General features: G+C 67.7%; 17 protein-coding genes. 5 read left to right on the forward strand and 12 right to left on the reverse strand.

What is annotated here, in order from left to right; translation table 11 throughout:
• Positions 1 to 4: 4 nt before the first annotated feature.
• The 5 genes from DMB86_RS11700 to DMB86_RS11720 form a co-directional block, all read right to left on the reverse strand.
• Positions 5 to 1,630 (reverse strand): LCP family protein, encoded by a 1,626-nt coding sequence (locus tag DMB86_RS11700; RefSeq protein WP_171814457.1) that lies wholly within the window; start codon positions 1,628 to 1,630, stop codon positions 5 to 7.
• A gap of 117 nt (positions 1,631 to 1,747) precedes the next feature.
• Complete coding sequence (era, locus tag DMB86_RS11705) at positions 1,748 to 2,713, reverse strand: GTPase Era (RefSeq protein WP_227878337.1); 966 nt, start codon at positions 2,711 to 2,713, stop codon at positions 1,748 to 1,750.
• The gene (locus DMB86_RS11710) at positions 2,706 to 4,064 is read right to left on the reverse strand and encodes a hemolysin family protein (protein ID WP_113717967.1); all 1,359 of its coding nucleotides are present in this window, start codon (positions 4,062 to 4,064) and stop codon (positions 2,706 to 2,708) included. The genes era and DMB86_RS11710 overlap by 8 nt, the downstream gene beginning before the upstream one ends.
• Positions 4,061 to 4,534, reverse strand: coding sequence for an rRNA maturation RNase YbeY (gene ybeY, locus DMB86_RS11715; RefSeq protein ID WP_113717968.1), 474 nt, complete (start codon positions 4,532 to 4,534; stop codon positions 4,061 to 4,063). Before ybeY ends, DMB86_RS11710 begins: the two co-directional genes overlap by 4 nt.
• The gene (locus DMB86_RS11720) at positions 4,531 to 5,718 is read right to left on the reverse strand and encodes a PhoH family protein (RefSeq protein WP_113717969.1); all 1,188 of its coding nucleotides are present in this window, start codon (positions 5,716 to 5,718) and stop codon (positions 4,531 to 4,533) included. Before DMB86_RS11720 ends, ybeY begins: the two co-directional genes overlap by 4 nt.
• Positions 5,719 to 6,136: 418 nt before the next feature.
• Between DMB86_RS11720 and DMB86_RS11725 the strand changes: the two genes are divergently transcribed.
• Positions 6,137 to 7,093: a GerMN domain-containing protein gene (locus DMB86_RS11725; RefSeq protein WP_171814458.1), complete on the forward strand. Its 957-nt coding sequence runs from the start codon at positions 6,137 to 6,139 to the stop codon at positions 7,091 to 7,093.
• Between the two features lie 19 nt (positions 7,094 to 7,112).
• Here DMB86_RS11725 and DMB86_RS11730 read toward each other — a convergent pair whose 3' ends face one another.
• The 3 genes from DMB86_RS11730 to hrcA are packed head-to-tail and all read right to left on the reverse strand — an operon-like array spanning position 7,113 to position 10,084.
• Entirely contained in the window at positions 7,113 to 7,883 is a 771-nt protein-coding gene (locus tag DMB86_RS11730; protein ID WP_113717971.1) for a 16S rRNA (uracil(1498)-N(3))-methyltransferase, read from the reverse strand.
• A 6-nt stretch (positions 7,884 to 7,889) separates the two neighbouring features.
• Positions 7,890 to 9,017 (reverse strand): molecular chaperone DnaJ, encoded by a 1,128-nt coding sequence (gene dnaJ / locus DMB86_RS11735; RefSeq protein ID WP_113717972.1) that lies wholly within the window; start codon positions 9,015 to 9,017, stop codon positions 7,890 to 7,892.
• A 53-nt stretch (positions 9,018 to 9,070) separates the two neighbouring features.
• Positions 9,071 to 10,084 carry a heat-inducible transcriptional repressor HrcA gene (hrcA, locus tag DMB86_RS11740; RefSeq protein ID WP_113717973.1) on the reverse strand — a complete coding sequence of 338 codons (1,014 nt, stop codon included), beginning with the start codon at positions 10,082 to 10,084 and terminating at the stop codon, positions 9,071 to 9,073.
• A gap of 186 nt (positions 10,085 to 10,270) precedes the next feature.
• Here hrcA and DMB86_RS11745 point away from each other — a divergent pair, with 186 nt between their 5' ends.
• Positions 10,271 to 11,155 carry a DUF3097 domain-containing protein gene (locus tag DMB86_RS11745; RefSeq protein ID WP_113717974.1) on the forward strand — a complete coding sequence of 295 codons (885 nt, stop codon included), beginning with the start codon at positions 10,271 to 10,273 and terminating at the stop codon, positions 11,153 to 11,155.
• A 68-nt stretch (positions 11,156 to 11,223) separates the two neighbouring features.
• Positions 11,224 to 11,616: a DUF4870 domain-containing protein gene (locus tag DMB86_RS11750; protein ID WP_227878338.1), complete on the forward strand. Its 393-nt coding sequence runs from the start codon at positions 11,224 to 11,226 to the stop codon at positions 11,614 to 11,616.
• A gap of 355 nt (positions 11,617 to 11,971) precedes the next feature.
• On the opposite strand, the gene hemW is transcribed toward DMB86_RS11750, so the two are convergent.
• Together hemW and lepA are read right to left on the reverse strand one after the other, a co-directional pair.
• A complete protein-coding gene (gene hemW / locus DMB86_RS11755; protein ID WP_113717976.1) occupies positions 11,972 to 13,201 on the reverse strand; it encodes a radical SAM family heme chaperone HemW in 1,230 nt (409 codons plus the stop codon).
• The gene (gene lepA / locus DMB86_RS11760; RefSeq protein ID WP_171814459.1) at positions 13,198 to 15,054 is read right to left on the reverse strand and encodes a translation elongation factor 4; all 1,857 of its coding nucleotides are present in this window, start codon (positions 15,052 to 15,054) and stop codon (positions 13,198 to 13,200) included. The genes hemW and lepA overlap by 4 nt, the downstream gene beginning before the upstream one ends.
• Positions 15,055 to 15,261: 207 nt before the next feature.
• Here lepA and DMB86_RS11765 point away from each other — a divergent pair, with 207 nt between their 5' ends.
• Together DMB86_RS11765 and rpsT are read left to right on the forward strand one after the other, a co-directional pair.
• Entirely contained in the window at positions 15,262 to 15,846 is a 585-nt protein-coding gene (locus DMB86_RS11765; RefSeq protein WP_113717978.1) for a type II toxin-antitoxin system PemK/MazF family toxin, read from the forward strand.
• Between the two features lie 171 nt (positions 15,847 to 16,017).
• Positions 16,018 to 16,278, forward strand: coding sequence for a 30S ribosomal protein S20 (gene rpsT / locus DMB86_RS11770; RefSeq protein ID WP_113717979.1), 261 nt, complete (start codon positions 16,018 to 16,020; stop codon positions 16,276 to 16,278).
• Positions 16,279 to 16,382: 104 nt separating this feature from the next.
• Here rpsT and holA read toward each other — a convergent pair whose 3' ends face one another.
• Complete coding sequence (gene holA, locus DMB86_RS11775) at positions 16,383 to 17,378, reverse strand: DNA polymerase III subunit delta (RefSeq protein WP_113717980.1); 996 nt, start codon at positions 17,376 to 17,378, stop codon at positions 16,383 to 16,385.
• A gap of 70 nt (positions 17,379 to 17,448) precedes the next feature.
• Positions 17,449 to 19,155 carry a ComEC/Rec2 family competence protein gene (locus DMB86_RS11780; protein ID WP_113717981.1) on the reverse strand — a complete coding sequence of 569 codons (1,707 nt, stop codon included), beginning with the start codon at positions 19,153 to 19,155 and terminating at the stop codon, positions 17,449 to 17,451.
• Positions 19,156 to 19,304: the final 149 nt, after the last annotated feature.

Here is a 19,304-nt window from a genome sequence, read left to right on the forward strand (position 1 = left end):
GCGGCTATTTCGTGTAGTACAGCGGGTTGACCGTCAGGCAGCCGCCGCTTTGGTCGGCGGTGCTGGCGACGATGTCCTTCGGGACAACGATCTTGCCGAACTCGGTGCCGCTGGTCCAGTCGGTTCCGATGACCAGCTGCACGCCGGCGACGGCAGGGTCGGACCGCACCGCGGAGGCCGGAATGCCGAAGAGCTTCGCGACGTCGGTGGCGACGTCGGCCATGTCATGGCCATAGAGCACTTTGGTCTGGTTCGCGGCCGCGACGTCGCCGCCGGACCAGGAATTGGTGAAACCGGCCGAGGCCAGTCCCTGGAGCACCTCCGTTGCCCGTCCCACAATGGCCGAGGCGTTGGTGACGCTGATGGGCTGCGCCGATTTGTCGTAGGCGGGAGTGCTCACCGCCGGTGCTGCATGCGTGGACGGCGCCGCCGGCGTGGAAGGCGCCGTGCCCGCAGCGCCGGACGTGGCGGCCGAGGACGATCCCTTGGCGGGAACGGCCGCGGTGCTTGGCTTGGCCGCCGGCTTGGTCAATGCCGTGTCGTGGCGCAGCGCGGCAAAGAACTGGCCGGCCGAGGGCTCCTTCAGCTGGACCCGGTTGGGATCGTCGACGTACGGTTCCGTGGGCACCGTGACAAAGGAGATGTTCGCGAGGTTGATCTTGGAAAGCCGGGTGGCGATGCCCACCATGGCCGGGATGTTGGCCAGGCCCTCGTCGATGGTCAGGTTCTTGGTGACCACGTCGGCCAGCTGGTACAGCTTGGGCAGGTTGGTGAGGGTCCCCTCCTCCTTGACCTTGCGGACCATGGATCCGAGGAAGTACTGCTGCGCCTTGATCCGGTCCAGGTCGCTGGAGTCGCCAAAGGCGTGGCGGGTGCGCAGGAATGCCAGAGCCTGTTCGCCCTTGACCAGGCTTTTGCCGGCCGGCAGTTTCAGGAAGGAGCCGTCGACGTCGTACATGGCGTGGTCCACACAGACCTCAACTCCGCCGAGGGCGTTGGAGAGCTCCTTAACCGCCGTGAAGTCGGCGAGCATGAAGTGGTCGATGGTCAGCCCGGTCAGTTCGTTGATGGCCGCCACGGTGCAGCCGGGCCCGGCGGACAGCGCCGAGTTGAGCTGCCCCATCGCCTGGCCCGGCACGATCTGGCCGGTGGTGGCCGACTTGCAGTCCGGAATGGGGACCATGAGGTCGCGGGGGAAGCTGGTCACGGACACCTGGGAATTGTCCGCCGAAATGTTCATCAGCAGCATGACGTCGGAGTTGCCCTCGCCGCCGGATTCCGCGGCGGTGCCGTATTCACTGTTCTTGCCCGCGCGCGTGTCCGTGCCGAGAATCAGGACTTGCAGCGAGCCGGAGTCCTCCACGGGGGCCGTGGTCTTGCCGTCCTTGAGCAGCCCGGCGTTCAGCGGCGCGGTGGTGACGTTTTGCTGCAGCTTCATGACGAGCACCCCCGCGGTGCCCAGCACCAGTACCAGCACGCCGGAGAGCGCCACGGCCGTAATCTTAAGCCACAGCGGGGCCTTGTGCCGCGGCGTGAAGTGCCGGCCAATGGGCGGTCCGTCGGGCACATGCCCCCGGGGGGACGCGGCGGCAGCCTTGGCTGCCGCCGAATCGGCGCGGCGTCGCGGCATGGATGAACCTTTCATTACGGACAAAGAACTTCACCGAGTTTACCGGTGAAGGCTGGGAACCTCCGCAACACCGCGTCCCGTCCCGCCAGTGCCCGACCCCCAGGCCTCCCGATGCGGCTAAAAGCCGAGTTTGACGAGCTGCTTGGGGTCGCGCTGCCAGTCCTTGGCGACCTTGACATGCAGGTCCAGGTAGATCCGCGTGCCCAGCAGGGCCTCGATGCCGTGCCTGGCGTTGGTGCCAACCTCCCGCAGCCGTGCCCCTCCCTTGCCGATGATGATGGCCTTTTGCGAGGGCCGTTCCACGTACAGGTTGACCCGCACGTCCAGCAGTTCGTGTCCTTCCGTGCGGCCTTCCCGGGGGACGATTTCCTCCACCACCACGGCGAGGGAGTGCGGCAGTTCGTCGCGTACGCCCTCCAGCGCGGCTTCACGGATCAGTTCGGCAACCATGACGGCCTCGGGCTCGTCTGTCAGCTCGCCGTCGGGATAAAGTGCCGGGGATTCCGGCATGTACCCCGCCAGGACGCCCGCCAGGGTTTCCACCTGGAAGTCCTCCACGGCGGAGACGGGGACGACGGCGGCGAAACCGTCCGGTCCCATGACCTCCCGTCCCAGCGCCTCGACGGCGATGAGCTGGTCGGTGACGGCCTGGCGGTCCACGGTGTCGGTCTTGGTCACGATGGCGATGACGGGCTTGTTGCCGACCTGGCCCAGCTGCTGGGCGATGTAGCGGTCGCCAGGCCCGATTTTTTCGTTGGCGGGCAGGCAGAAGCCGATGGCGTCCACCTCGGACAAGGTTTCGGCCACTAGATCGTTGAGGCGCTTCCCCAGCAAGGTGCGGGGCCGGTGCAGCCCTGGCGTGTCCACGAGCACCAGCTGGAACGTGTCGCGGTGGACAATGCCGCGGATGGTGTGGCGGGTGGTTTGCGGCTTGGCCGAGGTGATGGCCACTTTCTGGCCCACCAAGGCGTTGGTGAGGGTTGACTTTCCGGCGTTGGGCCGGCCGGCCAGGACGGCAAAACCGGCGCGGAAGCCTTCGCTTTTGGGCGACGGCATGGCCAGCGCCCCCTTTTTCTTACTCATGGTTGCTCCTGTGGTGTGCGTTGCTTTTCGTGGCACGGCCCGGGGCACCGTGTTCGTTCGTGGCCTGGTGTTGCGGCACGTGGCCGGCCGTGCCGGTGTCCGGAACCAGGCTGGCAATCACGTGGCTGACGCGGTTGCGTGCCGGTTCCATGCGTTCGGCCACCAGGCGGATTCCGGAGACCACCACGGTGCTGCCCAATGAGGGAATGCGACCAAGCTGCTTGGCCAGCAGCCCGCCCACGGTGTCCACCTCGTCGTCGTCAAGTTCCTTGCCAAACAGTTCGCCAAAGTCTTCCACGCCCATGCGTGCCCGGATGCGGAACCGGCCGTGGCCCAGCCCCTGCACATCCGGGGACACTGAATCATATTCATCGGAAATCTCCCCGACGATCTCCTCGATCAGGTCCTCCAGGGTGACCAGGCCGGCCGTTCCGCCGTACTCGTCAACAACAATCGCGACATGGGTCGACTCGCCCTGCAGTTCCTTCAGCAGGTCGTCGACCGGCTTGGACTCCGGCACGTAGCGGACGCTGCGGGCCAGGCTTTCCACGAGTGGGCGCGGATCGGCGGCGCCGAGCCGGTGCATCGTGGCCACGAGGTCCTTCAGGTAGAGGATGCCCAGGATGTGGTCGGTGTCCCCGCTGATGACAGGCACCCTGGAGTATCCGGATTCAAGGAACACGTCCATGGCGTCTTCCAGGCTGGCGCCCTGTTCGATGCTGCGGATGTCGGTCCGCGGGACCATGACGGCCCGCACCATCGTCTCGCCAAGGTCAAATACACTTTGGATGAATTCGGCCTCGGTGTCCTCGATCATGTCGGAGTCGGTGGCGCGGTCGACAAATTCGCGGAACTCTTCCTCCGTGACAAAGCCCTCCTCGGAACCGGACACGTCCTTGGTGACGGCGCCGCCCAGCCGGAGAAACCAACCGGGCAGCGGGCCGAGGATGCGCAGGAGCAGGTGCACCAGCCAGGCGGTGCGGCCCACCAGCGTGCCCGCATGCAGCCGGCCCAGGCGGCGGGGCGACGTGCCCACCAAAATGAAGCTCACCACGGCCATGATGGCCGTGGCGCTCAGTCCGGCCACCCATTCGTTCCGAATCAAGCCCACCAGAAACAGGGACACGGCGACGGCGGCGGCCATCTCGAACCAGACCCGCCAGAAGCGCAGCGCGTTCAGGTGCGCCATCGGCTGCTCGAGGATCCGCGACAGGGAGGTGCCGCGGCTGTGGGCGGCCACGGCCTCGGCGTCGTGCCGGGGAAAGTAATTCAGTGCCGATTCGACGGCCGTCAACAGGGCCGCGATGGCCGTGAACGCAACCAGCATGGCCGGCAGGACGACCAGGGTCACTGCATTGTCTCCCGAGGCGCTTCGCGGCCCAGGAACCCGGCGAGCAGTTCGCGCTGGAGGCCGAACATCTCTTCCTTTTCCTCCGGCTCGGCGTGGTCATACCCAAGCAGGTGCAGGACGCCGTGCGTGGTCAGCAGCAGCAGTTCCTCCTCCAGGGAGTGGCCTGCCGCCGCGGCTTGTTCCCGGGCCACCGCCGGGCACAGGACGATGTCGCCGAGCAGGCCGGCGGGGGTAGGCTGCTCCGGGGTGCCCGGACGCAGCTCATCCATGGGGAACGACAGGACATCGGTGGGGCCGGGTTCGTCCATCCACTCGATGTGCAGCTTCTCCATGTACTCCAGATCCGCCATGATGATGGACAGTTCCGTCTCGGGGTGGACGTGCATGCGCTCGAGGATGTGCCTGACCAGCTTGACCAGCTCCTCCTCGCGGACCTCGACGCCGGACTCGTTGTTGATTTCAATGCTCATCGGGAGTGCTGGTCCTTGGGTGTGGGGCGGGCGGGTGCCGCATCGCCGTCGAGGGAGGTGGCGCGGTGCGACATGGGGCGGGCGCGCCCGGTGCCGTTGAGCGTGACGGCGGGGGCCGGGGTGGGCAGCTGCGGGCTGACGAGCGTGTGGTGGGCTTCGTCCCACTCGTTGTACGCGCTGACAATCGCGCCCACCAGCCGGTGGCGGACGACGTCCGTGGCGTCGAGGATGGAAAAGCTGATGTCATCGACGTCGTGCAGGATTTCCTCCACGACGCGCAGGCCGGACCGGGTGCCGGTGGGCAGGTCAACCTGGGTGATGTCGCCGGTGACCACAATCTTGGACCCAAACCCGAGCCTGGTCAGGAACATCTTCATTTGTTCCGGCGTGGTGTTTTGTGCCTCGTCGAGGATGATGAAGGCGTCGTTGAGGGTCCGCCCTCGCATGTACGCCAGCGGGGCCACCTCGATGGTTCCGGCGGCCATGAGCCGGGGAATGGTTTCCGGGTCCATCATGTCGTGGAGGGCATCATAAAGCGGCCGCAGGTACGGGTCGATCTTGTCGTTCAGCGTGCCCGGCAGGAAGCCCAGCCGCTCCCCCGCCTCCACGGCGGGGCGGGTGAGAATGATCCGGCTGACATCCTTGCGCTGCAGGGCCTGCACGGCCTTGGCCATCGCCAGGTAGGTTTTCCCCGTCCCTGCCGGGCCAATCCCAAACACGACCGTGTTGCGGTCGATCGCATCGACGTACGACTTCTGGTTCAGGGTCTTGGGCCGGATCGTGCGTCCCCGGGTGGAGAGGATGTCCTGGGTCAGGATGTCCACCACCGAGGCCTCCGGCCGCGCCTTGAGCATGGTGGCAAGCTGTTCCCACGCGGCGGCGTTCAGCGTGGTCTGTCTGGCGACCATGCCCCGTGCCTCCTCCATGAGGTGCATGATGCGCGGCACCACCACGGCGGGGCCGGAAATGGAGAGCACGTTGCCCCGGGCCATGAAGCTGACCGACGGGTACAACCCTTCCACTATGCGCAGGCCCTCGTCTTCGGGGCCCAAGGTGGCCACCATCTGTTCGCTGGAGGAAAAATGGACCACTTCCGTGCGCGTGCCGTCCACGGAATGTGGGAACTGCCGCCCCGATCCGGGTTCCGGAAGCTGTTCGTGTCGGCTGGCTGTTGTCTCTGGCATAAGTGCGGCCGTCCCAGGCCTGTGATCTCTCCTTGATGTGGCCGGTGTGCACCGGCTTGTTTCGCGTGGCGTTTCTCCTGTCAATCTTAGTGCACGCCGGCCCGCCGGTGGGTGGCGCTGGCGCCGGCGCATCCGCGCCGGCGCGGAGGCGCCGGGCTGTCAGCGCGCCCGATTGATTAAGGCGAGGTCACTTTAGTGTTTCGATACGGTTTCAGTTCACGCATTTGGCCGCCCAAGCCGGCCCGCCGCACGTTCCGTGTGCCAAGCTGTTGGAGGTTCAAAGTCTGTGGGGGCGCTTGGAACACTGCTGCGGCCGCGATGCGGCCGCCCCCCAACGACACTGAATAGCGAGCAACCTATCCGCATGCCTGTACATCCGCGCACCCCTCGACCGCACGCCTCCGTGCCGGATCGACCGATGCGCCGGGGCCCCGCCCGCCCCGGCAGGCGTGCCCGGCTGGCGGCTGCCCTGGCGGCCGCGTCCCTGCTGGCGACGGGCTGCACGACAGGCATCAGAAACCACGATGACACCGTCATGCCGACGACTGCCGGCGCGCAGTCCACCAGCCTGGTCACGAGCGCGCCGCTGGAAACGGCCACGGCAGGCCAGACGATCCCGGTCTACTGGCTGGGCCACAGTGACAGTTCGGTGTACCTGTACCGCGAATTTCTGGCCTCCCCCACCACGGATGAACCCATCGTGGCGTCGCTGGAGGCCATGATGACCCGCTCCCCCAAGGATCCCGACTATTTTTCAGTCTGGAAGAAGCCGTCGCGGCTGGGCGCGTCCATCTCGGCCAAGAACGTGATTACCGTGGACGTCTCCTCCGATGCCTTTTCCCAGACGGTGGACGCCGGCATTGCCCAGCGGGCCGTGGCGCAGTTGGTGTACACGGCCACGGCAGCGGCGGCCATGGCCGGGCTGATCAACCCCGACAGCACGCCCCAGGTCTCCGTCCTGGTGGACGGGCACACCGGCTATAAGGCCTTTGGGCAAGTCAGTCTCGACAATCCGCAAACGCGCGACCCCTCGCTGCTGGCCCCGGTGTGGATCATTGACCCCGGGAACGACTCGACGTATCACGCCCTGCCGCTGAAGGTGGATGGCCAGGGCATTTCCCCGACGGGTTCACTGACGTGGAGCCTGGCGAAGGTTGTTGACGGCAAGGCCGGCCGCGTCCAGCAAACGGGAACAGTCAAAATCCCCAAGGGCCCGGACCAGTTCGGCCCGTTCAGCTTCAACCTGGTCCCGCCGCTGGGCACCTACGAGATTTCCGTTTTCATCACCGACCCGTCGGCGCCCGGAGGGAAGGTGGGCGTGGACAGCAAGGTGGTCACGCTGGCAGGCCCGTCGCCCACCCCGGCCCGGAAGTAGCTGGTCCGCGGCAGGGGCCCTACCAGCGCCCCAGTTCCTGGCTGAGCAGCACGACGGCGGCCGGTCCGGCCGTGGACGACCTCAGTACGTGCCGGCCCAGGAGGGCGGTATGTGCCCCCGCCGCGACAAACGCCTCGACCTCGGCCGGGCTGATGCCGCCTTCCGGGCCCACGACCATGAGAATCCTTGCGAGTCCCGGCTGTCCCCCGCCGTCCCCGCGCCAGGCGCGCACGACGCCGGACACCGTGACCGGGGCGTCCTCGTGCAGGATGAGGGCCAGCCGCGCACCCTTGATGAGTTCCACCAGCCCGGACGTGCCGACAAGTTCGCCGACCTCCGGAATTCGGGCCCGGCGGGCCTGCTTGGCCGCGGCGGAAACCGCGTTCTGCCACTTGGCCCGGCCCTTCACTGCCTTGTCCATCTTCCACCTGACGATGGAGCGCTCCGCCTGCCAGGGCACCACGGTGTCAATGCCCAGTTCCGTGGCGGTTTCGATGGCCAGCTCGTCGCGGTCGCCCTTGGCGAGGGCCTGGACCAGCACCAGTTCAAAGTCCCCGGCGGTTTCGGCGATCACCTGGTCCACCCGGACGTCCAGGACCCCGGCCGCCGCCGCGGTGACGGTGCACACCAGACGCAGCCCTGCGCCGTCGCACACGTCAACGGGCTCTCCGGCGGCGAGTCTTTTAACCGTGGCCGCATGTCGGCCCTCGGCCCCGTCCAGGCTGAAGCCGTCACCAGGGGCCAGGGCCTTGAGCTGCCGCGACCCGGCGTAAAAGACAGGATTGCTCACGGGACCCTAGAGGTTGCCGAGCTTGTCCCGCAGCTTTGCGAACATGCCGCCGCTGCTCACCAGCCTGCCCTCGCTGAACGTCTCCCCGCGCAGGGCGGCAAGCTGCTTCAGGAGCTCCTCCTGGGCGGCGTCGGGCCTGGTGGGCGTCTCCACGTGGATGTGGACCAGCAGGTCGCCGCGGCCGTAGCCGCGCAGGTGCGTCACGCCGAGGCTGCGCAGGTTGACGACCTCCCCGGCCTGGGTTCCCGGCTTGATGTTGATGGGCTGTTCGCCATCGAACGTCGCCAGTGTCAGTTCGGTGCCGAGTGCGGCGGCCGTCATGGGCACGCTTAGGGTGGCATGGAGGTCGTCGCCCTCCCGCAGGAAGGAGGGGTCGTTGTTGACCTTCATCTCCACGTAAAGGTCCCCGGACGGCCCGCCGGCGGGGCCTGCCTCGCCCTGGCCGGCGAGCTGGATGCGGGTGCCGGTGTTAACGCCGGCGGGGACCTTGATGGTCAGCGTGCGGCGGTCGCGGATGCGGCCCTCGCCCATGCACTCGTTGCAGGGATCCTCGATGCGGGTCCCGTAACCCTGGCAGGAGTTGCAGGTGGCCAGGGTCATGACGTTGCCCAGGATGGAGCGCATGGGGCGCTGGATCTGGCCGCTGCCGTGGCAGACGTCGCAGGTGACCGGGTGGGTGCCGGGCCGGCAGCAGCTGCCCTCGCACGTGGGGCAGGTGATTGCCGTGTCAATTTCAAGCTTCTTGTTGACGCCGAAGACCGCCTCGCGCAGGTCGATCCGGACCGTGATGAGGGCGTCCTGGCCGCGGCGCATGCGCTGTTCGGGGCCACGGCCCTGACCGCCTCCGCCGCCAAAGAAGGTCTCAAAGATGTCCTGGAAGGCGAAGCCCTGTCCGTCGAAGTTGCCGGCGCCGTTGCTGCTGCCGTTCTCGTTGCCGGTGGTGTCGTAGACCCGGCGCTTCTGGGGGTCCGAGAGGACCTCGTAGGCGTGGGTGACGGCCTTGAAACGGTCTTGCGCGTCGGGGGCGTCGTTGACGTCCGGGTGCAGCTTGCGCGCGAGCTTGCGGTAGGCCTTTTTGATTTCCTCCGCGGTGGCATCGCGGGAAACGCCCAGCGCCTCGTAATGGTTGCTCAAAATTCTTACTCTCTTCAGTGGAACGTGTACGTGTTTTTGCTTGGGTGAGGCGCTTAGCCCGCCAGAATCCGGGACAGGTACCGGGCGACGGCCCGGACGCTGGACATGGTGTTGGGGTAGTCCATCCGGGTGGGTCCCAGCACGCCGAGCTTGGCGCTGGCGCCGGGGCCGTAGCTGGTGGCCACCACTGACGCCTCCGACAATGAGTCGTGCGGATTTTCCCGGCCGATGCTCACGGCCATGCCGAGGGAGTCCTGGGCCATTTGCTCGAGCAGGCGCAGCAGCACCACCTGCTCCTCCAGCGCGTCCAGGACGGGGCCGATGCTCAAGGGGAAATCGACGTTGGACCGGGCCAGGTTGGCCGTGCCGGCCAGCACTATCCGGTCCTCCCTGGCAGCGCTCGAGAGCTGCAGCAGCCCGTGGGCCAGCCGGTGGGCCGTGTCCTGGTCCTCCACCGGCAGTCCTGCGGGAAGCTGGGCCAGTGCGGCCGGGAGACCGGCCACGGTGCAGCCGGTGAGCACGGACAGAAACTCGTGTCGCAGCCGAGCCAACCTGACATCGTCGACGGCGGCACCGACGTCGAGCACCGACTGTTCGACCTTCCCCGAGGCCAGAATGAGCACCACGAGGACCTGGGTCGGCCCCAGGGAGACGAATTCGATGTGGCGGACGGTTGCCTTGGCCGACCGCGGGTACTGCACGACGGCGACCTGGTTGGTCAGCTGGGCCAGCGTGCGCACCGTCCGCTCGAGGACGTCGTCGAGGTCGGTCGAACCGTCCAGGAGCGTGGCGATGGCGCGCCGTTCAGCGGATGAAAGGGGCTTGACGGTCGCGATCTGGTCCACGAAGAGCCGGTACCCCTTGTCCGTGGGGATCCTGCCCGAACTCGTGTGGGGGGCCGCGATCAGCCCCTCCTCTTCCAGGGCCGCCATGTCGTTTCGGATCGTGGCACTGGAAACGCCCAGCCGGTGCCGCTCTACGAGGGCCTTGGAACCAACCGGCTCGCGGGAGTGGACATAGTCTTCGACTATGGCTCGGAGCACTTCCAGCTTTCGTGGTTCGCTCATGTCTGGCACCTCCTTCGTTGGCACTCTACCTACTCAAGTGCCAAGTCTAATACTTTCCCATCCTCCTGTTTTCGGCACGCCGCCCACCCCGTCCTTCGCGTTCCGGCCAGGTGGTGGCGCTAGCATGGAATTTTCCGTCCCGGCCGCGCGCCGACGGACGTTCCGAGAGCCAAGGGGAAACGCACAGTGCAGTCCAATAACGGCCCGTCCGCCGGCAGCCGCACCAGCAATTGGGGCTACCAGGACCTCAGCGCACCCAAGGCCCGCGCGCTCCCGCAGGTGCAGGCAATCCGCGGGCTGGTGGTCGAGGACGTCCAGACCGGATGGGTGGGCGCCGTAGTCAGGATCGAAAAATCCGGAGGCATGCACATCATGGAGCTGGCCGACCGGCGGGACAAGGTCAGGGCCTTTCCCCTGGGCTTCGGCTTCCTCATCGACGGCGAACCGGTGGAAGTGGTGGCGCCGGTGGCGGGCACGCCCCCGCGGAAAGCCGGCAGGACGGCGTCGGGCTCGGTCAAGGTGGAGGGGCAGCGCGCCCGGGTGGCCAAGGCCAGCCGCATCTGGGTGGAAGGCAAGCACGACGCCGAACTGGTTGAAAAGGTGTGGGGAGACGACCTGCGGGTGGAGGGGATCGTCGTCGAACCCCTTCGCGGCATCGACGACCTCACGGCTGCGGTCAAGGACTTTGCCCCCGGCCCGACCCGGCGGCTCGGTGTGCTGGTGGACCACTTGGTGCCGCACTCGAAGGAATCGCGCATTGTGGCGGATCTCATGCGATCGCCCTCGGCGAAAAACAACGTGCTGGTGGTGGGGCACCCGTACGTGGACGTGTGGCAGGCCATCAAGCCCGCCACGCTGGGAATCCCCGCCTGGCCGGTGATTCCGCGCACCATGGAGTGGAAAAAGGGCATCCTGCAGGCGTTTGGCTGGCCGCACAGCACCGCCGAGGACATCGGGCTGGGCTGGCAGCGCCTGCTGTCACGGGTCAACAGCTATTCAGACCTGGAGCCTTCGCTGCTGGGGCGCGTCGAGGAAGTCATAGACTTTCTCACCGCACCCGTATCCTTGTAGGAACGGCCGGCACCACGCCGACAGTTCCGTGCAAAGCAGTGATCATTTTGTTGAGAGGCAAGTTACACGTGAGCAATCCGGCGAAAAACTTTACTAACCCGGCGAAGCCCCCACTCACCCCGGCAGAAGACAAGCAGTGGGCGTTCCTGGCGCACTGCGGCGGCATTCTGGGCTGCATCCCCTCCGCGCTCATCTACAAGTTCATGGCGGACCGCGGCCCGTTCACGGCCCAGGAATCCCGCGAGGCGCTCAACTTCACCCTGCCGCCCACCATCCTTGCGCTGGTGCTTAACGTCATCGCGCTGGTGGTGCGCATATTCAATCCGTCCGTCGGGACCGTCTTTTCGCTGCTCGCCCTGCTCATCTGGGTGTTCCTGACCGTCTGGTCCGTCATCGCCGCCATCCAGGTCAACAACGGCAACCCCTACCGCTACGCCTGGAACCTGCGCAGGATCCAGTAACGTCTTCGCTTTTGCAGCGGCGGACCGGCATTTTTCCGTCCGGCTTTCCGGTCCTCGGCCGCGGGCGGCCCCCGGGCCTCCCTGACGCCGGACGACAAAAAATGCCGGCTCCGCCGCCGAACGCAATCAGGACCCGCCGGACCCGGTCCGCAGCCTTTCCGTATGGCTCGCCGCGCCGAATCGCGCCAGAGCCGTGGCTCGTGCCGTATTTTCTACTCGAACGGGCAGATATGGCGGGTTGGCGGGCCGTCCCGAACACCGGTTGTACGAATCTGGCGGGTTGGCGGCGACGGAGGTCGCCGAAGCTGTACTGTCGATGGCGCCACCGCATGGAGTGGGCGGGTGAGCGCCAGGCTCAGTCGAGCAGGGCGCGGGTGACTGCGTCGCCCAGGAGGCGGCCCTTGAGCGTGAGCACGAGGGTGCCGTGGAAGGCCTTGACGGGATCGATGAGTTCGCCGGCGATGAGCCCGGCGACGGCCTTCCGGGCGGCGTGGCTGAGGGTGTCGATTCTCAGTCCGTCCGACAGCCGCGAGGTCAGCATGATGCGCTCCAGTTCCCGCGTGGCGTCGTCAAGCGTTTCACGGCCGGCAGCCGGGGATTCGCCCTTCTCCAGCCGGTTGGCGTAGGCGGTGGGGTGCTTGACGTTCCACCACCGCACGCCGCCCATGTGCGAGTGCGCGCCGGGGCCGATCCCCCACCAGTCGTCCCCGCGCCAGTACGCCAGGTTGTGCCGGCAGGCATCCTCCGGGGTGCGGGCCCAGTTGCTGACCTCGTACCAGGACAGGCCGGCCTGCTGGAAGAGGGCGTCGGCGAGCTCATATTTCGCGGCGTGGTCGTCGTCGTCGATGTTCGGCACCTGGCCGCGGCGGATCTGGGCGGCCAGCTTGGTGCCCTCCTCCACGATGAGCGAGTAGGCGGAGATGTGGTCCGGTTCGTAGGACAGGGCGGTCCGCACCGAGGTCTCCCAATCGGCCACCGACTCCCCCGGCGTGCCGTAAATCAGGTCCACGCTGACGTTCAGGCCGGCCTCGCGCGCCCAGGCCACCGCCTGCGGCACGCGCTCCGGGCTGTGCGTGCGGTCCAGCACCTTCAAGACGTGCGGGACGGCCGACTGCATGCCGAAGGACACGCGGGTGAAGCCGCCGTCGGCCAGTTCCCGCAGGGAGTCCCTGGTGACGGAGTCCGGGTTGGCCTCCGTGGTGACCTCCGCGCCATCGGCCAGCCCCCACTGTTCGACGGCGGAACCCAGGATGCGCGTGAGGTCGCCTGCCGCCAGGAGCGTCGGCGTGCCGCCGCCAAAGAACACCGTGCCCAGCCTGCGGTCCTGGAGGCCTGAAGCTGCCATGGCCCGGGCGGCAAACTCCACCTCCCGCACGGCCGTGGCGGCGTAGGCGTCCTGGGACGCACCCCCTCCCAGTTCGGTGGCGGTGTACGTGTTGAAGTCGCAGTAGCCGCAGCGCACGGCACAAAACGGGATGTGCGCATACAGGCTGAACTGGCGGTCCGCCGCGCCGATGGCCGCCTGGCCGGGCAGGACGCCGTCGGCGGGGGCCGGATCGCCCAGGGGCAGTGCGCTGGGCGTCACTTCTTCGACTTGTCCTTGGGCGATTCACCGGTGGTCAAAGCCGCGATGAAGGCTTCCTGCGGTACCTCGACGCGGCCCACCATCTTCATGCGCTTCTTGCCTTCCTTCTGCTTTTCCAGCAGCTTGCGCTTGCGGGAGATGTCGCCGCCGTAGCACTTCGCCAGAACGTCCTTGCGGATGGCGCGGATGCTTTCGCGGGCGATGATGCGTGCACCGATGGCCGCTTGGATCGGCACCTCGAACTGCTGGCGCGGGATCAGCTCACGCAGCTTGCCGGTCATCATGACGCCATACGCATAGGCCTTGTCTCGGTGCGTGATGGCGCTGAACGCGTCCACCTGCTCGCCCTGAAGCAGGATGTCAACCTTGACCAGGTCGGACACCTGGTCGCCGTCGGCCTTCCAGTCAAGGGAACCGTAGCCGCGGGTCTTGGACTTGAGGATGTCGAAGAAGTCGAACACGATCTCGGCCAGGGGAAGCCGGTAGCGGATCTCCACCCGGTCCTCGGAGAGGTAGTCCATTCCACCCAGAATGCCGCGCCGTGTCTGGCACAGCTCCATGATGGCGCCCACAAACTCGGTGGGAGCCAGGATGGTGGCGGCAACCATGGGCTCGCGGACCTCGGAGATCTTGCCGGAGGGGTATTCGCTGGGGTTGGTCACCTTGATGACCTTCCTGTCCTCGAGCGTGACCTCGTATTCCACGTTGGGGGCGGTGGAGATCAGGTCAAGGTTGTGTTCACGTTCCAGGCGCTCACGGGTGATTTCCAGGTGCAGCAGGCCCAGGAAGCCCACACGGAAGCCAAATCCCAGGGCCGCCGACGTTTCCGGTTCATAAATGAGCGCGGCGTCATTGAGCATGAGCTTCTCGAGCGCGTCGCGCAGGACCGGATAGTCGGTGCCGTCCATCGGGTACAGGCCGGAGAAGACCATGGGCTTGGCGTCGTGATAGCCGGCCAGCGCCTTGGCGGCGGGCTTGAGGAAGGTGGTGACGGTGTCTCCCACCTTGGACTGGCGCACGTCCTTCACGCCGGTGATCAGGTAGCCCACCTCGCCCACGCCCAGTCCCTTGGACGGGTGGGGTTCCGGCGAGCTGACGCCGATCTCCAGGAGCTCGTGCGTGGCCCGCGTGGACATCATCTGGATCTTCTCGCGCGGGCTCAGCTGGCCGTCAATCACACGGACATAGGTCACCACGCCGCGGTAGGTGTCGTAGACGGAGTCGAAGATCATGGCGCGGGCCGGGGCCGCCGGATCCCCCACGGGTGCCGGAAGTTCGCGGACAATCTGGTCCAGAAGCGCCTCGACGCCCATGCCGGTCTTGCCCGAGACCTGCAGCACGTCCTCAGGCTTGCCGCCAATCAGGTTGGCCAGCTCCGCGGCGTACTTTTCCGGCTGGGCGGCCGGCAGGTCGATCTTGTTCAGCACCGGAATGATGGTCAGGTTGTTTTCCATCGCCAGGTACAGGTTGGCCAGGGTCTGCGCCTCAATGCCCTGGGCGGCGTCGACGAGGAGGATGGCCCCCTCGCAGGCGGCCAGGGACCGCGACACCTCGTAGGTGAAGTCGACGTGGCCGGGGGTGTCGATCATGTTCAGGCAATACGACGTGCCGTCGACCTCCCACGGGATGCGCACGGCCTGGGACTTGATGGTGATGCCGCGTTCGCGCTCAATGTCCATGCGATCAAGGTATTGCGCCTTCATGTCACGCTGCTGGACCACTCCGGTGAGCTGGAGCATCCTGTCCGCCAGGGTCGACTTCCCGTGGTCGATGTGGGCGATGATGCAAAAGTTCCTGATGATCGCCGGATCGGTGGCGGCGGGCACCGGGGCAGTGCGGGCCATGGGTGACACTGGGGTTCCTTACTGTTGCATGGACGCTGTGGCGGGACGGCGCGGACCGGCTGTGGGCCGGGCCGTGCCGGGGTTGTGGCCGTGCGGCAGCCGCCGGACACTGATCAGCCTCAAGTGTCCCACGTTTGACTCCCGGGTACGGAACCGGCCCGCCGCCTGCGCTGCATCCAAGGCGGTCCCGGGCGCCCCTTCGATAAGCTGGGTCCCATGGCATCAACCTCCGACCGCATTTTCGGCCTCCTGCGCAGCCTCGCCGGAGCCTTCCTCAAGCCCGGGAGCACGCCCAGGTCCGGGAGCACGACGGCGCCGCCCGTCCGCAGGCCCGGCGCACGGGGAGGGACGCGCCCGGCGGGACGTCCGTCGTCGTCCGGTACGGCACAGGGACTTGCGTTCCCCTACCCCGGCGATTTTCACGGCGCCTCGCGCGCCCTGTATGCCCCGAAGCCCGACGGCGCCCCGGACCCCGGCGAGATTGTCTGGACCTGGGTGCCGTTCGAGGAGGACTACAGCCAGGGCAAGGACCGGCCGGTGCTGGTGGTGGGGCGCGCCGGCAGGCACCTGCTGGCCGTCATGCTCACCAGCAAGGACCATACCGGCGACCACCGCGGCGACAACGACTACGTTGATCTGGGCGCGGGGCCCTGGGACCGCCAGGGCAGGCCGAGCGAGGCCAAGCTGGACCGCATACTGCGCGTCAATGAAGCGGACATCCGCCGCGAAGGGGCAGTGCTGGACGCACAACGCTTCGGCCTCGTCGCCGCCGGGCTGCGCAGCCGGCACGGCTGGTCGTAAGGTACGCCGGTGCCCGTCTGCTAGACTTTTCCTCGTGTGTGTCCGTGCAGGTCGGCGGTCACAACAGCCTGGCCAGACGTTCACCATAATTCGAGCATCCCCACGCCGCTGTCGACGGTCAGGCTACGCCCTCTACGACCGTATTTTCGTATCAAAAGAGAGTTAGACAACGTGGCTAATATCAAGTCCCAGAAGAAGCGCATCCTCACCAACGAGAAGGCGCGCCAGCGCAACCTCTCGGTGAAGTCCGAGCTGAAGACCGCGATCCGTGCTGTAAACACGGCCGTGGCCAAGGCCGACAAGGATGCAGCCGCGGCTGCTTTGGTGAACGCAGCCCGCAAGCTGGACAAGGCTGTCAGCAAGGGCGTCATCCACGCCAACAATGCTGCCAACCGCAAGTCGGCCATCTCCAAGAAGGTTAACGCCCTCTAAGCTGGGCCGACCCGCTTCGCAACTCAAACGAAAGGCCCCCGCCATTTGGCGGGGGCCTTTTCGCTGTTCCTCCTGTTATGGGACAGCGCCGGGCGCTGGTTTCCCTAGCGCCGGGCGCTGGTGGCGATGAGGGTGACGGCCCGTTCGACGGCGTACACCGGGTCCCGCGCGGCACCCTTCACCTGGGCGTCTGCTTCGGCGAGGGCCTGGACCGCCGCGGCGAGGCCCTCTGCGCTCCAGTGACCGGCGTCCCGGCGCGCCGCGTCCACCTGCCAGGGCGCCATGCCCAGTTCCCTGGCCAGCTGGGCCGAGCCGCCCCGGGCCCCGTACACCTTGGCCACCTGGCGTACTTTCATGGCCAGGGCGGCCACCAGCGGCACCGGGTCGACGCCGGTGGCCAGCGCGTGGCGCAGGCTGGAGAGCGCCACCGGCGCGTTGCCTGCCAGGGCGGCATCTGCCACGCGGAAGGCCGTCGCCTCGACACGGCCGCCGTAGTACTTATCCACAGCGTCGCTGTCCACCATGCCGGTGGTGTCCGCGATGAGCTGCTGGCAGGCGGCGGCCAGTTCGGAGAGGTCCGCCCCCACAGCCGCGACGAGCGCGCGCACGGCCTGGGCGTCGATGCGCCGCTTGGCCAGCTGGAATTCGGAGGTCACAAAGGCTGCCTTGTCCTGGTCCTTCTTCAGGGCCAGGCACTCGACGCGCGGCATGCCGGCCGCCTTGATCGCGTCAAGGAGCTTCTTGCCACGGGTGCCGCCGCCGTGCACCAGGGTCACCGTGACCTCCGGAGCAGGATCTTTCAGGTAGGCCAGGGCGTCGGCCAGGAAATCGTCACTCATGGACTGCAGGCCCGAGACCTCAATGAGCTTGGGTTCGCTGAAGAGCGAGGGGCTGGCAGCCATGCCCAGCGCCCCCGCGGAATACGCGGCCGCGTCGAGCGCGGTGATTTCCAGATCTTCGTTGTGGGCGCGCAGCTTTCGGCGGATACCGTCCCGCGCGCGGCTGGCAATGAAGTCCTCCGGGCCAAAGACCAGCACCACGGGCGCCAGCGGCACGTCCCGCCAGTCGGCGCCCGCAGAATGCCGGGCCGCGGGCGTCATGAAACTGTTCCAGTCAGAGGTGTGTGCACTGCATCCACTTTGCCACCTCGGCACGAGTTTCCCAAGCGGCTCACCACCCCAGAGCCGCCGCAGTCCACAGGGCGGCCAGGACCGCCGCGAAGCCGGTGAGGCTGCCGAAGCCCAGCACGAACCGGCATCCCGGCGGCAGCCGATCCTGCAGGACTTGGAAGGCTCGGGACACCCGCTTCCGTTCCACCAGCGCGAACAGCGCGCCCAGGAGGGCTGCGTTCATCGCCGCCATCAGCACCGCGCCCCGGGCACCGTCGGGCCAGGGCACGCTCGACGCCGGCAGCCCCGACATCCAGCGGGCAACAACTGCCACCCACCATGCTCCGGCTCCCGACACCCAAGCGCACAAGGAAGACACGGGCGGTGCCAGCGGACCGGCCACCATGCCGAGCGTGCCCACCGTGGTCACCAGCGCGACCACCGGTGCCGCCGCCATGTTTGCCGGCACGGTGTAGAGGGCAAGACGCGGCTGCAGCAAAACAATGACGGGCGCGCAAAACAGCTGGGCGGCCAGGGGGATGGCGACCGCCTGCGCCGCCCAAACGGGCATCCAGGCTCCCAGCATGCGCGCGCAGCGCGATCCCATCAGGTGCAGTCCCAGGGTTGCCAGCACCGACAGGATGAACGCGTAGTCCAGGGCCAGCCAGGGATCGGCGGCCACCAGCACCACAATGCTGGCGGACAGCAGGGCCCCGACGCGCCGTGGCCTTCCGCTGAGCATGGCCGCACAGCCGATCCCGCCCATGACGGCCGCCCGGAGCACGCTGGGGTCCGGGCCAACGACGGCGACAAAACCGGCCAGGCCCAGCAGGGCCGTGCCCGCGGCGGCCGCACGGGGGGCGTGCAGCGTCCGCAACCCGAGCATCAACGCCGACAACACCAACGTGCAGTTGGCCCCGCTGACGGCCGTCAAGTGTGTCAGTCCCACGGTCTTCATCGATTCGTCCAGGCCCGGCGGGCTGGCACTGCGGTCGCCCATGACCATTCCCGGCAACAGGCCGGCAACGTCCGGCGAGCTGTCGGCCCAGGTCCGTTGCGCCGCCGCGAGCCATCCGGCCCTGAAGATGAGGCCAGGCGTGCCGCCCCGTGCGGGGTGGACCTCCAGGGGCGCCGTTGCCGGCCGCAGTATCCCGGCACCGCGGTCCCGGAGTCCGGTTGGCGATACCCTTCCGGCGGTGGAGACCGTGGCCCCGGCGGGAACGTGCGCCCAGGCCGGTCCGGCCACCACCCGAACCGGCAGCCGCCCCGCAAGACGCCGGCCGTGGACGCCAGCGTGCAGGACGACGGCGGCAAAGCCCACCTGGCGCGGTCCCTGGCCCGGGCCCAGCAGCCGCGGGTTCTCCGTGACCTCCATCGTGATGGACAGCTCCTGACCGGCCGCCACGGCTGCGGCCAGTGGCGCGGTCTGCCGGTCGTGCTGGTGCAGGGCCACAGCGAAGAAGACGGTGCCAAGGCACAGCGCCGACAGGGCCACGGTTGCTGTGGCACGGGCAGCAAGGCTGCCCTGCGGGCCCACCCGCCGGTTGCCTGCCTGCAGCAGCCAGGAGGCGGCTGCCGCGCCCACGCACCCGGTCACGCAGCAGGCCGCCGACACTGCGGCGAACTGCCAGGGCTGTCCAATGGCCACGCCGGCCCCCGCCCATGATGCCGCGACGGCAGGCAGCAGGCGCACGTCGGCGCGGGGCCGGCGGCTGGAATCAGCCGCATCGCCTGCCGGGGCGGCCAGTGCGTGAATCTTTTCGCGCACCCCAGCGGCCGGACGGCGCCACGTGCGGCGCAGTCCGGCCGCACGACGGCGGCCACCCACCCGCCGCCCGCCCGCCTGGTGAGGACCTCCGGGGGCGTCACGGCCTGCGTCTTCGCCGCTGGCGGCGTCCTCGCACGGTCCGGTACCGC

Source organism: Arthrobacter dokdonellae, from assembly GCF_003268655.1.
GTDB classification, from domain to species: domain Bacteria; phylum Actinomycetota; class Actinomycetes; order Actinomycetales; family Micrococcaceae; genus Specibacter; species Specibacter dokdonellae.

Coding starts and splice junctions, on each gene's coding strand:
- DMB86_RS11700 (WP_171814457.1), bottom strand. CDS start 1,630: ATGCCGCGACGCCGCGCCGATTCGGCGGCAGCCAAGGCTGCCGCCGCG.
- era (WP_227878337.1), bottom strand. CDS start 2,713: ATGAGTAAGAAAAAGGGGGCGCTGGCCATGCCGTCGCCCAAAAGCGAA.
- ybeY (WP_113717968.1), bottom strand. CDS start 4,534: ATGAGCATTGAAATCAACAACGAGTCCGGCGTCGAGGTCCGCGAGGAG.
- DMB86_RS11720 (WP_113717969.1), bottom strand. CDS start 5,718: ATGCCAGAGACAACAGCCAGCCGACACGAACAGCTTCCGGAACCCGGA.
- DMB86_RS11725 (WP_171814458.1), top strand. CDS start 6,137: ATGCGCCGGGGCCCCGCCCGCCCCGGCAGGCGTGCCCGGCTGGCGGCT.
- hrcA (WP_113717973.1), bottom strand. CDS start 10,084: ATGAGCGAACCACGAAAGCTGGAAGTGCTCCGAGCCATAGTCGAAGAC.
- DMB86_RS11765 (WP_113717978.1), top strand. CDS start 15,262: ATGGCATCAACCTCCGACCGCATTTTCGGCCTCCTGCGCAGCCTCGCC.
- holA (WP_113717980.1), bottom strand. CDS start 17,378: ATGACGCCCGCGGCCCGGCATTCTGCGGGCGCCGACTGGCGGGACGTG.